This window comes from Enterobacter sp. C3_dUdeg, assembly GCF_057536195.1.
This window is the reverse complement of the sequence record NZ_BAAKFX010000015.1, coordinates 85,404-100,786: the sequence shown is the minus strand read 5'-3', so window position 1 is coordinate 100,786 and position 15,383 is coordinate 85,404. Positions and strand designations below refer to the sequence as shown.

Sequence of the window (15,383 nt, the reverse complement as noted above, 5' to 3'; positions counted from 1 at the left end):
CGGGGAAATGAGGGTCGTGCCGGAAAGGGTAATGGTATCAATGGTGAAGCAGGGCCCGGTGCCGGCTGCAGGCAGAGGCCTGTCAGGCGCCGGGCGAGGGATACTCCGCTCCAGCTCTTCACGCTGTTGCTGGTTCTGTAATAAAAGCTGCTGCTGTTGCTGCTGAATAGTATCGCGATCGGCTGGCGACAAGGGCGCAGCGTTAATGCTTGCTGAAAAAAGCGCACCCGATAAGATAAAAATAATATAATTTGCTAATGAAATTATTCTTCTTTCTATTTTATTGCTATTCATCCATGCCACAAAATTTATTCGCAATTAATATTTTCGAAATATAAGAGCATTCTTAATGCGAGTATATCTAATTTGCGTTAAGGCGAAGCAAATAAAATATTTTTTCAGAAAAATGAGAGGTGGATTAAGAAAAAATAAGAAGTGATTTAACTACCCCTTAAATCTTGAGTTAGCCGTAATACACTAGCTGTGAAGACGGAATGTTTTTCTCCATTCCGCAGGGCTCACCCCAAAACGCGCCTTAAACTGCTGTCGCCAGGTGACGGCGGAATTAAATCCCACCAGTTCGGCCACGCGCTCAATCGGCATATTTCCGGCTTCAAGCAGGAGCTGGCTGCGCCGCAGGCGTTCGGCGGTAAGCCAGTCGGCGACGCTCATCCCCGTGGCTTGAATAAAATGACGGGTCAGGGTGCGGCGGCTCATCGAAACCACCTCCGCCAGTGAGTCCAGGCTATGCGGTTCGGTAATGTGCTGCTGAAGATAATCGATCAGGCAGTTAATGCGTCCGTCGCGGGTATCTTTGGGTACCGGCTGGGCGATGAACTGCGCCTGACCGCCCTCGCGGTGGGGCGGAACAATCATCCGACGGGCAATCTGGTTGGCGACCACGCTGCCAAAGCGCTGACGAATGATATACAGGCAGCAGTCCAGCGCCGCCGCGGTTCCGGCGGAGGTGATGATATTGCCGTCATCCACGTAGAGCGCATTGATATCCAGCTGAACGTGCGGGAAAAGGGACTGGAACTGATGTTCGAACTCCCAGTGGGTGGCCGCACGTTTGCCGTCGAGAAGCCCCGCCCAGGCCAGCACAAACGACCCCAGACACAGCCCGACGATTTCCGCGCCGTTGTCTCTCGCCTGCACCAGGCTGTCGAGCAGCGTCTGGGGCGGTCGTTCAAGGACGTGCTGCCAGTAGGGAACGACGACAATATCGGCCTGACCAATGGCGGTGTAGTCCTGCGTGGCGTTGAGGGCAAATCCGTCTTTTGAGGTGAGAAAACCCGGCATTTCGGCGCAGATCGTCACGCTAAAGCGCTTTTCGCCGGAGACCGAATCGCCAAACAGAATGCAGGGAACGGAGTAGTGGAACGGGCTGAACCCGTCTACCGCGACAATCGCGACGTTGATTAGCGACATCAGTTCCTCCTTTCCCTTTAACGCACTCAGAATATAACGGTTTCGCCATCCTGGGGAATGCTCACTGCGTCACTCACCTGATTGGCTTCAACGTACTCACGCAGCGCGCTGCGGGTCAACAGGCAGTGGTTAATCGCCTCCATATGGATCGCCACAATGCTGGCCTGCGGCAGCAGGAAATGAACGTTGAGCACGTCCTCCTGCCCCATAATAATGGGCCCAAAACCAATGACGTGGGCATAGCCAGCGTTCAGCACCACCACGTCCGGCTGGTGCTTTTGCAGATCGGCCGCCACCTCGTCACGCCAGACGGTATCCCCGGCAAGATAGAGCGTCTTCTCATCGGGATGACGCAGCACCACGCCGCAGGCCTCGCCCAGCCGCTCCGCCAGCTCCGGCACGGCGTAAGCGCGATCGGTGCCGTGCTGCCCGCCGTGGGTTTTCGTAATCTGAATATCGCCGAAGAAGGTCGCGTCGGTCATGACCGTCAGGTTGCTGAATCCCTGGCTTCGCAGCAGCGCGGCGTCACGATCGTTTTGCACGTAGATCGGTTTGTCTTTGGCGATCAGCTCCGCCGCGGTGCGATCCCAGTGATCGTCATGGGTATGGGTGACGATCACCGCGTCGGTATCCAGCAGCGTGTTGACGTCAACGGGGAGTTCGACCGTCGGGTTACGACGTTCGGCATACGCCGTGCCGGGAAAGCCCGGATAAGCCCCCTTCGGGGCCAGCATCGGGTCGATTAAAAGACGTTTTCCGGCGTAGGTAATCAGCTGGGTGGCGTTGCGAATGTGGGTAATGTTCATGGGCTATCCTCCGGTGGGTGTGATAAGGAGGATAGCCAGCCGTCGCACTTGCCGCAGTGGGTTAAAGGGCGATTACCGATGGAATCGGGCCAATTTAAGCAACCCGTTTTCCGTCAGATCGTTTACCAGCCCGGCACCGCCCCGCCGTTAAAGATCGTCTCCGCCGCTTTCGCTACCTCAGGCGACTGATACGACTGGATAAATTCCTTCACGTTCTCCGCGTCTTTGTTGTCTTCGCGCGTCACCACGATGTTCACGTACGGCGAGTTTTTATCTTCAATAAAGACGCTGTCATGCACCGGCGACAGCCCAGTTTGCTGAATATAGGTGGTGCTGATGATGGCGACATCCATTTTCGGGTCGTCCAGCACGCGCGGCAGCTGCGCCCCTTCCAGCTCCATAATTTTCAGCTGTTTAGGGTTGGCGGTAATATCCAGCGCCGTCGGCAGCAGCCCGGTGCCCGGCTTCAGGGTAATGAGCTTCTCCTTTTGCAGCAGCAACAGCGCGCGGCCAAGATTGGTCGGGTCGTTTGGAATGGCAATCGTCGCCCCGTCCTTCAGGTCAGAGACGGATTTAATTTTGCGGGAATAGCCGGCCATCGGAAAAACAAAAGTGTTCGCCACGGCCACCAGCTTGTAGTTATGCGCCTTGTTATCCTCAGCGAGGAACGGGCGATGCTGGAAGACGTTGGCATCCAGTTCCCCCTGGTTGGTGGCATCGTTGGGCAACAGCGAGCCGCTGAAGCCGACCAGCTCCACGTCCAGGCCATATTTCTCTTTTGCCACCTTTTTGGCGACTTCCGCCACGTCCTGTTCAGCGCCGTTGATGACGCCCACTTTAATGTGTTTGGCATCGCTGCCACTTTGATCGCACCCTGCCAGCAGCAGGCCAGCAAGTACCAGAGCACCCAATCGACGTTTCACAAGACAGTTCCTTTTGCTAAATGTTGTAGTGACTATATCGACAACGAGGCGGTGAAATAAAAACCGAAAAAGAATCAATAAGAAGGATAAGTTATATGCGGGTTTTGCCGGGTGGCGCTGCGCTTACCCGGCCTACAGATCCGGGGCTTAAAGCGCTTTCGCGAGATAATGCCGCTGCATGCCCTCATACGGGTAATCCTGTAGCGACATCTGCAGCTGGTACCCCTGTTTTTCATAGAACGGGCGCGCCTGGAAGCTGGCGGTATCGACCAGCGCGTGCTTGCAGCCTTTGCGTCTGGCTTCCTCTTCGGCCGTTTTGATGAGCTGGCTGCCCACGCCGGATCCGCGCACGGTCTCGCTGACCCAGAGATAGTCGATATTCAGCCAGTCGCCTTTACGCACCCCAATTAGCCCGCCGAGCATGACGCCTTTATCGTCTCGTACGTAAACGCCAATGTCGCAGCTAAAGGTCGCCATATCCAAAAATTGCCCGTTATAGGCTCTTAACCCCACAAATAACTCTTCTTTTTCAGCGGGCGTTACATTATTTGTTATGCTCAGGTGCATTTTTCTCTCCTTATTTTCTATGCAATCTGAATATCTCATAGCTTAACCTCCACAAAAACTCCTCATTCCCTCCATTTTTTAAATACGGAAACATTCCCTCAATATCTAAATAAAAAAGGCCTTTCCAATACGCACCCAAAACGTATACTGAGAACGATCATTCTCACTTTTACACGGTAGCCGACGATGAGTACGAAACTGGAAGAACGACAAAAACAACGTCAGGACGAAATCATCACCGCCGCGCGTCGCTGCTTTCGCGCCAGCGGATTTCACGCCGCCAGCATGTCGCAGATAGCCAGCGAAGCGAAGCTCAGCGTCGGGCAAATTTACCGTTATTTCAGCAACAAAGACGCGATTATCGAAGAGATGATCCGCCGAATCATCGACTCACGCATTGAGGAGATGCAGGGTAAAACCCTGGTGGAAGGGATGCCGCAGGCGCTCGCCTGGCGACAGACCCTCAACGAAGATGACGATGCGCTGATGCTGGAAATGTCCGCTGAGGCCACGCGTAATCCGCAGGTGGCGACGATGCTGATCGAAGCCGAATCGCGCATGTTCGCCAACGCCTGTGCGCACCTGAAAAAGCAGTTTCCCCACCTGAGCGACGAGCATATTCGCTGCTGCGTGGAGATTACCGCCGTGATGATTGAGGGGACGATTTATCGTCGATTAACCCCCTTAAAAGTCCCGTCAGAACAATTAGAACCCCTTTACCAGGATATTTTAAATATGCTTTTCTCTGCGAAGTAATCGCATATGAATAATTAGCGGGAATAAGTAATTCCCCTTTTTTACATTTCTGGCTCAGCCGGAGATGCGGTATCGCTGTGCCTTTAAATAGCCCTCCTCCCCGTTAAGCCATTAACGGGGCTGGTGTCGTTCACCCTGGAAAAAGATTATGAAAAACATAACAACCTCCATCGCGGCATTATTTCTCCTGACCGGGTGCGATAATGCGCAAACATCTGCTCCCCAGCGTCCTCTTCCGGATGTGGGGATTGTCACCCTCTTGAGCCAGCCGGTGTCCGTCGTCAGCGAGCTGACCGGCCGCACCACCGCCGCCATGAGCGCCGAAGTGCGCCCGCAGGTGGGCGGCATTATCCAGAAGCGGCTGTTCACCGAAGGCGATACCGTGAAAGCCGGACAGGCGCTGTATCAAATTGACCCTTCCAGCTACCGCGCGGCGTTTGATGAAGCCGCCGCGGCGCTGAAGCAGGCTCAGGCGCTGGTAGCGACCGACTGCCAGAAGGCCCGGCGCTATGCGCAGCTGGTGAAAGACGACGGCGTGTCGCGCCAGGACGCAGAGGACGCGAAGTCCACCTGCGCGCAGGACAAGGCCAGCGTCGAGTCAAAGAAGGCCGCGCAGGAGAGCGCGCGCATTAACCTCAACTGGACCACCGTTACCGCGCCGATTGCCGGACGCATCGGCATCTCCTCCGTCACGCCCGGCGCGCTGGTGACCGCGCAGCAGGATACCGCGCTCGCCACCGTTCGCGGACTGGACAGCATGTACGTCGATCTCACGCGTTCCAGCGCCGATCTGCTGCGTTTACGCAGGCAAACCCTTGCCACCAATAGCGATACGCTAAGCGTGTCCTTAATCCTCGAAGACGGCAGCACCTACGGTGAGAAAGGCCGCCTGGCGTTAACCGAAGTGGCGGTGGATGAATCAACCGGCTCGGTCACGCTGCGCGCCGTCTTCCCGAACCCGCAGCATCAGCTCCTGCCGGGGATGTTCGTTCGCGCCAGGGTGGATGAAGGCATCATGAACGACGCGATCCTCGCCCCGCAGCAGGGCATCACCCGCGATGCCAAAGGCACCGCCACCGCGCTGGTGGTGAATGCCAGCAATAAGGTCGAGCAGCGTCAGCTGGAGACGGGCGACACCTACGGCGACAAATGGCTGGTGCTGAGCGGCCTGAAGGCGGGCGACAGGCTGATTGTGGAAGGTACCGACAAAGTGACTCCCGGGCAGGAAGTGAAGGCCGAAGAGATGAAAGCTGCGGGAGGAAAAGCCTGATGTTTTCCCGCTTCTTCGTGCGTCGCCCGGTCTTTGCCTGGGTTATCGCCATTCTTATCATGCTCGCCGGGATGCTGGCGATCCGTACGCTGCCGGTCGCGCAGTACCCGGACGTCGCCCCGCCGTCGATCAAAATCTCTGCCACCTACACCGGTGCCTCCGCGCAGACGCTGGAAAACAGCGTGACGCAGGTGATCGAGCAGCAGCTGACCGGCCTGGATAACCTGCTCTACTTCACCTCCACCAGCAGCTCGGACGGGTCGGTGAGCATTACCGTCACCTTCGAGCAGGGAACCGACCCGGACACAGCCCAGGTGCAGGTGCAGAACAAAGTTCAGCAGGCAGAATCGCGCCTGCCGACCGAGGTGCAGCAGTCCGGCATTACCGTCGAGAAATCGCAGAGCAACTTCCTGCTGATCATGGGCGTGTACGACAAAACCGACACCGCCAGCAGCTCGGATATCGCCGACTGGCTGGTGAGCAATATGCAGGACCCGCTGGCGCGCGTGGAGGGCGTCGGCAGCCTGCAGGTGTTCGGGGCGGAATACGCCATGCGCATCTGGCTTGACCCGGCGAAGCTGGCGTCCTACTCGCTGATGCCGTCCGACGTGCAGAGCGCGATTGAAGCGCAGAACGTACAGGTCTCCGCCGGTAAAATCGGCGCGCTGCCCTCGTCGAACGCCCAGCAGCTGACCGCCACCGTCCGCGCCCAGTCGCGCCTGCAGACGGTCGATCAGTTCAAAAATATTATCGTGAAGAGCCAGTCCAGCGGCGCGGTGGTGCGCATCAGCGACGTCGCCCGCGTGGAGATGGGCAGCGAAGATTATACCGCCACTGCGAAGCTGAACGGCCACCCGGCGGCGGGTATGGCGGTGATGCTCTCACCGGGCGCGAACGCGCTCAACACGGCGACGGCGGTAAAAGACAAGATCGCCGAGTTCAAAAAGTCGATGCCGGAAGGCTACGACGTGGCCTACCCGAAAGACAGCACCGAGTTCATCAAGATCTCCGTTGAGGACGTGATTCAGACCCTGTTCGAAGCCATTATCCTCGTGGTGGTGGTGATGTACCTGTTCCTGCAAAACATCCGCGCGACGCTGATCCCGGCGCTGGCGGTGCCCGTCGTTCTGCTGGGCACCTTCGGCGTGCTGGCGCTGTTCGGCTACTCCATCAATACCCTGACGCTGTTTGCGATGGTGCTGGCGATCGGGCTTTTGGTGGATGATGCCATCGTGGTGGTGGAAAACGTCGAGCGTATTATGCGCGACGAGGGGCTGCCCGCCCGGGAAGCTACTGAGAAATCGATGGGCGAAATCTCCGGCGCGCTGGTTGCCATTGCGCTGGTGCTCTCTGCGGTATTCCTGCCGATGGCCTTCTTCAGCGGCTCCACCGGGGTGATTTACCGTCAGTTCTCGGTCACCATTATTTCGGCGATGTTCCTCTCCGTGGTGGTGGCGTTGACCCTGACGCCGGCGCTCTGCGGCTCGATCCTGAGCCACACGGCGCCGCACAAAAAGGGCTTCTTCGGCGCGTTTAACCGCTTCTACAGCAGGACCGAGCGCGGCTATCAGAACAAGGTGCTGCGCGCCCTGCGCCGTTCCGGCGGCATGCTGGTTATCTATGCCCTGCTCTGCGGCGCGATGGGCTTCGCCATGCTTAAGCTGCCGGGCAGCTTCCTGCCAACGGAAGATCAGGGCGAAATCATGGTGCAGTACACCCTGCCAGCGGGCGCAACGACGGTACGTACCGCCGAAGTCAGCCGCCAGGTGCGCGAGTGGTTCCTCACGAAAGAAAAAGCCAATACCAACGTGATCTTCACCATTGAGGGCTTCAGCTTCAGCGGCAGCGGCCAGAACGCCGGGATGGCGTTTGTCTCCCTGAAAAACTGGTCCGAACGTAAAGGCGATGCAAACACCGCGCAGGCCATCGCCCTGCGCGCCACGCAGGAGCTAAGCGCCATCCGCGATGCGACCATCTTTGCCATGACGCCGCCTGCGGTGGACGGCCTGGGCCAGAGCAACGGCTTTACCTTTGAGCTGATGGCCAGCGGCGGCACCGACCGCGACGCGCTGCTGAAGCTGCGTAACCAGCTGATTGGCGAAGCCAACCAGGACAGCTCGCTGCACGCCGTGCGCGCCAACGATCTGCCGCAGATGCCGCAGCTTCAGGTGGATATCGATAACAACAAGGCCGTGTCGCTGGGGCTGTCCCTGAGCGACGTTACCAACACCCTCTCCAGCGCCTGGGGCGGGACCTACGTGAACGATTTTATCGACCGCGGCCGCGTGAAAAAGGTCTACATCCAGGGCGACAGCGACACCCGCGCCGTACCGTCGGATCTCAACAAATGGTTTGTGCGCGGCAGCGACAGCACCATGACGCCGTTCTCCGCCTTCGCCACCACCCGCTGGGAGTACGGCCCGGAAAGCCTGGTGCGCTACAACGGCTCGGCGGCGTATGAGATACAGGGCGAAAACGCCAGCGGCGCCAGCTCCGGCACGGCGATGGGCAAAATGGAGCAGCTGGCAAACAGCCTGCCGTCCGGCAGCACCTGGGCGTGGAGCGGTTTGTCGTTGCAGGAAAAACTGGCGAGCGGTCAGGCGATGAGCCTGTATGCCCTCTCCATCCTCGTCGTGTTCCTGTGCCTGGCGGCGCTGTATGAGAGCTGGTCGGTACCGATTTCGGTCATCCTGGTGATCCCGCTTGGCGTGCTGGGCGCGGCCGTCGCCGCCTCGCTGCGCGGCCTGAACAACGACGTCTATTTCCAGGTGGCGCTGCTCACCACCATCGGCCTGTCGTCGAAGAACGCCATCCTGATTGTCGAGTTTGCCGAAGCCAAAGTCGCTGAAGGGTACTCTCTGACGCGCGCCGCACTGCGTGCCGCCCAGACGCGTCTGCGGCCGATCATCATGACCTCGCTGGCGTTTATCGCAGGGGTTACGCCGCTGGCCGTGGCAACCGGTGCAGGCGCCAACAGCCGCGTGGCAATTGGTACCGGCATTATCGGCGGAACGCTGGCCGCGACGCTGCTGGCGATCTTCTTCGTCCCCTTATTCTTTGTACTGGTGAAACGTCTGTTCTCCGGTAAGCACGCAAACCGGAGGTCATAATGTTTCGTGTATCTGTTTTAGCGTTAGCCCTGCTGAGCGCGGGCTGTGTGTCGTTAGATCCAACCTGGCAACGCCCGGACGCACCCGTCCCGGCAACCTTGCCCGGCGCGCACGGCGAAGCCACCGCCGTGGTGAGCCAGTGGCAGCAGGTGATGAACGATGCGCGGCTGAAAAGCGTGGTGACGATGGCGCTTAACAGCAACCGCGACGTGCAAAAAGCGATTGCTGATATCGACGCCGCCCGCGCCCAGTACGATGAAACGCGCTCGTCCCTGTTCCCGACGGTGGACGCCGAGCTGAGCCATACCCGCAGCCGCACGCTGGCAAGCGGCGTCGCGACAAGCGACGAAGCCAACGGCGCGGTCTCCAGCTTCGAGCTGGATCTGTTTGGCCGCAACCAGAGCCTCTCCCGCGCCGCGCGTGAAACCTGGCTTGCCAGCGAGTTCACCGCGCAGAACACGCGCCTGACGATGGTCAGCGAGCTGACCACGGCCTGGGTGACGCTGGCGGCGGATAACAGCAACCTGGCGCTGGCGAAATCCACGATGGAGAGCGCCGCGAACTCGCTGAAGATTGTGAAGCGCCAGCAGGAAGTGGGCGTGGCGGCGGCGACGGACGTCAGTGAAGCGATGGCGGTGTATCAGCAGGCGCGCGCCAGCGTCGCGAGCTACCGGACGCTGGTGATGCAGGACAAAAATGCCCTCAATCTGCTGGCGGGCGATACGGTGCCGGACAACCTACTGCCCGGCACGCTGGAGAGCCTGAGCGACAACGCCATCACGCTGATCCCGGCGGGCGTCAGCTCCAGCGCTCTGCTGCGCCGCCCGGACATTCAGGAGGCGGAACATAACCTGCTGAGCGCCAACGCCAACATCGGCGCGGCGCGGGCCAACTTCTTCCCGACCATTTCACTGACCGCCAGCGCGGGCGTCGGCAGCGACTCGCTCTCCTCCCTGTTCAGCCATGGGATGAAGGTCTGGTCGTTCGCGCCGTCCATCACCCTGCCGCTGTTTAGCGGCGGGAACAACCTGGCGCAGCTGCGCTACGCGGAAGCGGAGAAGAAAGGGCTGATCGCCACCTATGAGAAAGCCATCCAGAGCGCGTTTAAGGACGTGGCCGACGCGCTGGCGCGACGAGAAACCCTGAGCGAGCAGCTCGACGCCCAGCGCGAATACGTCGCGGCGGAGCAAAAAACGCTGGATGTGGCAACGCGCAGCTATAAGGCGGGCGCGGGAGATTATCTGACGGTACTGACCGCGCAGCGGTCGCTGTGGTCGGCGCAGGAATCGCTGATCGCGCTGCAGCAAACCGACCTGGAAAACCGCATCACGCTGTGGCAGTCGCTGGGGGGCGGTATTCAGTAGCGCTTGCCGGGAAGTTCATGACAGGCGGTGAAGAGAAAATTCATACTTTCGGCTGGCGTCGCTACACTGAATGTAACGATATATTTCATGGGAAGCATGTGACTTCTAAAGGGGGTTGTTGATGAAAGCTGCGCACCTGGTCTGCCTGCTGGTTTGTCTGCTCTTCGCCGCGTTTGTCCATGCTCAGGAAAAGGATGACCCCGCGAAAGAGGCGCAAATAAAGCAGCAGGTCCTTAAAGATATTAAGAAAACCTGTACGCCACAGAAAAAGCAGAGCGATAAAGCCTGGCAGGAGATGATTTTGTCGTCCGAGGCCAATCAGCTGCTGATTAAAAATGCCATCACCGCCGTGAAGCGCGACAACCTGGATGCCTACTGGGGGGCGATTGGTCAGGTGGATTGTATGGAAGATTATTGAATTCCCGCCGGGTGGCGCTGCGCTTACCCGGCCTGGAAAACATGTTTAACGCTTCCGCATATCCGGAATGATGAGATCCCCGCGCAGAACATAGGACCCGAGCATCTGCGTTTTCTCCGTCAGCCAGCTCACAATGCGCGCCGCCATCGCGTCCATGGAATATTCAATCGCCGGGATCACCGGAATACCCGGCAGGTGCAGCGATCCGGCAAGGCTGAAGACCATAATGTCGTCCGGCACCGATTTATTAAACGCCTGCAGCTGCGGGATCACCCGCTGGGCTTCCTGCTCGTCCGCCACCAGCAGCGCGTTGAAGTTCAGGGTGCTGGCGTTGTTAAGCAGCTCCTGCAGCGCAACGGACGAAGAAGTCGCGTCCATAAAGACCAGGTTGCGATTAAAGGGCAGGAAATTTTTCTCCAGCGCGTGCTTGTAGCCAAGCAGCACCTGGTCGGCAAAACCGCTGCCGTGGGGGTGGATCAGCGCAATCTGGCGACGCCCCTGGCTGGTGAGGTAGTTACAGGCGGTTTCGGCGGCAAAGGCGTGATCGAACTGGATGCTGTTGGAATTATCAGACTCCATGCAGTCCACCAGAATGACGTTGTCCATATCCACGTCCAGCGGGAAACGGGCGCCAATCACCAGGATATCATCGCAGAGCCCGCAGGAGAGTTCTTCAAGGGCGTGCATCACTTCCGCTTTGCTGTGCGCGAAGCGCAGCAGGAGGTGTTTTTGATGCTGGCTGAGCTGTTTTTCCAGCGCGTAGAGATAACCGGTGGTCTGGTTAATATTTTCCTGCGCGCAAATGACTCCAATGCAGCCCGTCGACTGGCTCAGCAGCGACTGGGCAATCACGTTGGGACGATAGTTCAGCTCATCCACGGCCTTCAGAACGGCCTGACGGCTGGCTTCCTTAACGCCACGCGACCCACTCAACACTCGCGATACCGTGGCTTTAGACACCCCGGCAAGACGTGATACATCATTGATTGTCGACATCTCTTTCCCCTGGCAGGCTTACCTCGCGCCTGCAAATTCCATCACCGCTTCGGCTCACATTATAGCCAGAACGGAGTATATCCGTTTCCGTTTTCCATGGAAACCGATTTTCCGTTTCCACTCAAAATGATGTCAAAACAGCCAAATTATGTGACCCACATCCGGTTAATTAGCCTCATAAGTAAGGGATCTTGATGGGTATCACACTTCTGTCTTTTATGAATGGAAACCGGTTTCCGTATAATGTCCAATCATCCTCGCAATAACTTTTTACATTTAGAGGATGGTTGTCGATGTTCAAGATTATGCTGTGCTGCTCTGCCGGGATGTCCACCAGCCTGTTGGTCAGCAAAATGGTCGATGTCGCGAAAGAACGTGGTTTGCCGGTGAAGATTGATGCGTACGGTGTTTCCGAATTTGATACGCAGTTTCCGCAATACCAGGTTGTCCTTCTCGGACCGCAAGTGAAATACATGTTAAAGACACTCTCAGACAAGGCGGCTACGAAAGGCATTCCGGTGCAGCCCATCGATATGATGGACTACGGCATGCAGCGTGGCGATAAAGTACTGGACTATGCTCTGTCGCTCATCGAAGCGGCACACTAAAAGGTGTTCACATGAGTTCGTTATATCAATCCATGGTCGCGGTGATTGAGCAGTCAATTACCCCGCTGGCCGCCAAGCTGGGCCAGCAAAAGTATGTGATTGCCATCCGCGACGGCTTTACCGCCGCGCTGCCGTTTATGATCATCGGCTCGTTTATGCTGGTGTTCATCTTCCCGCCTTTCTCGGCGGATACCACCAACAGCTTTGCCCGCGGCTGGCTGGATTTCTCCCAGACCTATCGTGAACAGCTGATGCTGCCGTTTAACCTCAGCATGGGCGTGATGACCTTCTTCATTTCGGTGGGAATTGGGGCGAGCCTGGGGCGTCAGTTTAACCTCGACCCGGTGATGTCCGGCCTGCTGGCCTTTATGGCCTTCCTGCTGGTCGCCGCGCCGTATGCCGACGGCAAGATCTCGACCCAGTATCTCTCCGGCCAGGGCATCTTCACCGCCCTGATCACCGCCATTTACGCCACCCGCGTTTACGCGTGGCTGAAGCAGAACAACGTGACCATTCGCCTGCCGAAGGAAGTACCAACCGGCGTGGCGCGCTCGTTTGAAATCCTGATCCCGGTGATGGTGGTGATCGGCACGCTGCACCCGCTGAACCTGTTCATTGAAGCGCAGACCGGAATGATCATACCGCAGGCGATCATGCACCTGCTGGAGCCGCTGGTGTCCGCCTCTGACTCCCTGCCCGCCATTCTGCTCTCCGTGCTGCTGTGCCAGATCTTCTGGTTCGCCGGTATTCACGGCTCGCTGATCGTCACCGGCATCATGAACCCGTTCTGGATGGCGAACCTCTCGGCAAACCAGGCGGCGCTGGCGGCCGGCGCGGCGCTGCCGCACGTTTACCTCCAGGGCTTCTGGGATCACTACCTGCTGATTGGCGGCGTAGGCTCCACGCTGCCGCTGGCGTTCCTGCTGCTGCGCAGCCGCGTTACCCACCTGCGCACCATCGGCAAAATGGGCGTGGTGCCAAGCTTCTTCAACATCAACGAACCGATTCTGTTCGGCGCGCCGATCATCATGAACCCGATGCTGTTTATCCCGTTCGTGTTCGTTCCGCTGGTCAACGCCTGCCTGGCGTACGCGGCAACCAAACTCGGCTGGCTGGCGCAGGTCGTCTCGTTGACCCCGTGGACCACCCCTGCACCGATTGGCGCCTCGTGGGCGGCAAACTGGGCGCTGAGCCCGGTGGTGATGTGCCTGGTCTGTATGGTGATGTCCGCGCTGATGTACCTGCCGTTCCTGCGCGCCTATGAGCGTACGCTCATCAAAAACGAAGAGCAGAAGGCCCAGGCAACCGTCGGCGCCGCCGAGACCGCCAGCAATTAAGTCAAAGAGGAAGAGTCATGAAATACGCATTTCCCGATAATTTCTGGTGGGGCAGCGCAAGCTCCGCTCTCCAGACGGAAGGGGCAAGAGAGGGGGAAACCACGTGGGATTACTGGTTTGCCCGCGAGCCGAACCGTTTTCACAGCGGCGTGGGGCCGCAGCAGACCTCCACGTTTTATCAGCACTGGAAGACGGATATTCAGCTGTTAAAGCAGCTGAACCACAACAGCTTTCGCACCTCGATTAGCTGGGCGCGCCTGATCCCTGACGGTATCGGTGAAGTGAACCCGGAAGCGGTCGATTTTTACAATCAGGTCATTGATGAGCTGAATGAACAGGGCATCACGCCGTTTATGACCCTGTTCCATTTCGACATGCCGATGGCGATGCAGGAGATCGGCGGCTGGGAAAACCGCGACGTGGTGGACGCCTACGCCCGCTATGCGCAGATTTGCTTTGAGCTGTTCGGCGATCGCGTGCTGCACTGGTTTACCTTCAACGAGCCGATCGTGCCGGTGGAAGGCGGTTATCTGTACGACTTCCACTACCCGAACGTGGTGGATTTTCGTCGGGCAGCCACCGTGGCGTACCACACCGTGCTGGCCCATGCGAAGGCGGTCCAGGCCTACCGCGCCGGGCATTACGCGGGGGAGATTGGCATCGTGCTGAACCTGACGCCGTCGTACCCGCGTTCGCAGAACCCGGCAGACGTGAAGGCGGCGCACATCGCGGATCTGATGTTTAACCGCAGCTTCCTTGACCCGGTCCTGCGCGGCGAATACCCGGCAGATCTCGTAGCGCTGCTGAAATCCTGCGATCAATTACCCGCCTGTAAACCGGAAGACGGCTTCCTGATTGCGGAAGGGAAAATCGACCTGCTCGGCGTGAATTACTATCAGCCGCGTCGCGTGAAGTGTCGCGACAGCGCGGTGAACCCGCAGGCGCCGTTTATGCCGGAGTGGTTCTTCGATAATTACGAGATGCCGGGCCGCAAGATGAACCCGTACCGCGGCTGGGAAATCTACGAGCCGGGTATTTACGATATTCTGGTTAACCTGCGCGACAATTACGGCAACCCACGCTGCTTTATTTCTGAAAACGGCATGGGCGTCGAAAACGAGCAGCGTTTTATTGAAAATGGCCAGATTAACGATCAATACCGCATCGAGTTTATTTCCGAACATTTAGCCTGGCTGCATAAGGGTATTAGCGAAGGGTGCAATTGTCTCGGCTACCATATGTGGACGTTTATTGATAACTGGTCGTGGTGCAACGCGTATAAAAATCGCTACGGATTTATCCAGCTCGATTTAGCGACGCAGAAACGCACCATTAAGAAAAGCGGAGAGTGGTTTGCCGCTACCGCGTTAAATAATAGTTTTGAAAAAGAGTAATGATGATGATCGCATTAGAAGAAGCCGTAATGGAAATTATCGTCAATGCCGGACAGTCCCGCAGCCTGTGCTTTGAAGCACTGCACGCGGCGCGCCAGGGCAATATTGACGAAGCCAAAAGCCTGCTGCGCGAAGCCGACGGCTACGCGCGCCAGGCGCACAAGATGCAGACCAAACTGATCGAGCAGGATGCGGGCGAAGGCCGTCAGCCGATGACGTTAATTATGGTGCACGCGCAGGATCATTTAATGAACTCTTTATTAGCGCGTGAACTGTCCGAAGAAATTATTCATTTATATCAGAGATAGTCTATGGCGAAATAATTACTGTAATACCTCTGTACCCTAAATAGAGATCCACTTGTTCTGATGATAGCGACATACTCTGTCAGATCGGAGCGGGA

14 protein-coding genes and 1 pseudogene are annotated in these 15,383 nt (G+C 57.8%); 9 read left to right on the top strand and 6 right to left on the bottom strand.

The annotated features are described in order from the left end of the window. From AC27FC_RS21535 to AC27FC_RS21515, 5 genes and pseudogenes are all read right to left on the bottom strand, one after another. Positions 1–294, bottom strand: a pseudogene (locus AC27FC_RS21535) (ShlB/FhaC/HecB family hemolysin secretion/activation protein); the annotation flags it as partial. 183 nt (positions 295–477) lie between these two features. Further along, positions 478–1,431 (bottom strand): GlxA family transcriptional regulator, encoded by a 954-nt coding sequence (locus AC27FC_RS21530; RefSeq protein ID WP_182072110.1) that lies wholly within the window; start codon positions 1,429–1,431, stop codon positions 478–480. Positions 1,432–1,457: 26 nt separating this feature from the next. Further along, the gene (locus tag AC27FC_RS21525; RefSeq protein ID WP_096150926.1) at positions 1,458–2,237 is read right to left on the bottom strand and encodes an MBL fold metallo-hydrolase; all 780 of its coding nucleotides are present in this window, start codon (positions 2,235–2,237) and stop codon (positions 1,458–1,460) included. A 122-nt stretch (positions 2,238–2,359) separates the two neighbouring features. Further along, positions 2,360–3,160, bottom strand: coding sequence for a lipoprotein NlpA (gene nlpA / locus AC27FC_RS21520; protein WP_112778110.1), 801 nt, complete (start codon positions 3,158–3,160; stop codon positions 2,360–2,362). A gap of 147 nt (positions 3,161–3,307) precedes the next feature. Further along, the gene (locus AC27FC_RS21515; protein WP_112778109.1) at positions 3,308–3,727 is read right to left on the bottom strand and encodes a GNAT family N-acetyltransferase; all 420 of its coding nucleotides are present in this window, start codon (positions 3,725–3,727) and stop codon (positions 3,308–3,310) included. Positions 3,728–3,913: 186 nt separating this feature from the next. On the opposite strand from AC27FC_RS21515, the gene AC27FC_RS21510 reads away from it, so the two are divergent. The 5 genes from AC27FC_RS21510 to AC27FC_RS21490 all read left to right on the top strand — a co-directional run bounded on the left by AC27FC_RS21510 (position 3,914) and on the right by AC27FC_RS21490 (position 10,645). Then, complete coding sequence (locus tag AC27FC_RS21510) at positions 3,914–4,483, top strand: TetR/AcrR family transcriptional regulator (protein WP_033144322.1); 570 nt, start codon at positions 3,914–3,916, stop codon at positions 4,481–4,483. Positions 4,484–4,631: 148 nt separating this feature from the next. After that, positions 4,632–5,753, top strand: coding sequence for an efflux RND transporter periplasmic adaptor subunit (locus tag AC27FC_RS21505; RefSeq protein WP_112778108.1), 1,122 nt, complete (start codon positions 4,632–4,634; stop codon positions 5,751–5,753). Continuing rightward, a complete protein-coding gene (locus tag AC27FC_RS21500) occupies positions 5,753–8,863 on the top strand; it encodes an efflux RND transporter permease subunit (RefSeq protein ID WP_196355200.1) in 3,111 nt (1,036 codons plus the stop codon). Before AC27FC_RS21505 ends, AC27FC_RS21500 begins: the two co-directional genes overlap by 1 nt. Beyond that, complete coding sequence (locus tag AC27FC_RS21495; RefSeq protein ID WP_487160352.1) at positions 8,863–10,227, top strand: efflux transporter outer membrane subunit; 1,365 nt, start codon at positions 8,863–8,865, stop codon at positions 10,225–10,227. The genes AC27FC_RS21500 and AC27FC_RS21495 overlap by 1 nt, the downstream gene beginning before the upstream one ends. A gap of 121 nt (positions 10,228–10,348) precedes the next feature. Continuing rightward, positions 10,349–10,645 (top strand): YicS family protein, encoded by a 297-nt coding sequence (locus AC27FC_RS21490; protein ID WP_023309843.1) that lies wholly within the window; start codon positions 10,349–10,351, stop codon positions 10,643–10,645. A 45-nt stretch (positions 10,646–10,690) separates the two neighbouring features. On the opposite strand, the gene AC27FC_RS21485 is transcribed toward AC27FC_RS21490, so the two are convergent. Beyond that, complete coding sequence (locus AC27FC_RS21485) at positions 10,691–11,641, bottom strand: LacI family DNA-binding transcriptional regulator (protein ID WP_196355198.1); 951 nt, start codon at positions 11,639–11,641, stop codon at positions 10,691–10,693. 293 nt (positions 11,642–11,934) lie between these two features. Between AC27FC_RS21485 and AC27FC_RS21480 the strand changes: the two genes are divergently transcribed. From AC27FC_RS21480 to AC27FC_RS21465, 4 genes are read left to right on the top strand one after another with little or no spacing between them, the layout of a single operon-like run. Then, positions 11,935–12,249, top strand: a complete 315-nt coding sequence (locus AC27FC_RS21480) for a PTS sugar transporter subunit IIB (RefSeq protein WP_039260376.1) — start codon at positions 11,935–11,937, stop codon at positions 12,247–12,249. 11 nt (positions 12,250–12,260) lie between these two features. After that, complete coding sequence (locus AC27FC_RS21475) at positions 12,261–13,586, top strand: PTS sugar transporter subunit IIC (RefSeq protein ID WP_023309840.1); 1,326 nt, start codon at positions 12,261–12,263, stop codon at positions 13,584–13,586. Between the two features lie 17 nt (positions 13,587–13,603). Then, entirely contained in the window at positions 13,604–14,980 is a 1,377-nt protein-coding gene (locus AC27FC_RS21470) for a glycoside hydrolase family 1 protein (protein WP_094935455.1), read from the top strand. Positions 14,981–14,985: 5 nt separating this feature from the next. Then, on the top strand, positions 14,986–15,288 hold the full coding sequence (locus AC27FC_RS21465; protein ID WP_029741865.1) for a PTS lactose/cellobiose transporter subunit IIA: 303 nt from the start codon (positions 14,986–14,988) through the stop codon (positions 15,286–15,288). The last annotated feature ends 95 nt before the right edge of the window (positions 15,289–15,383 follow it).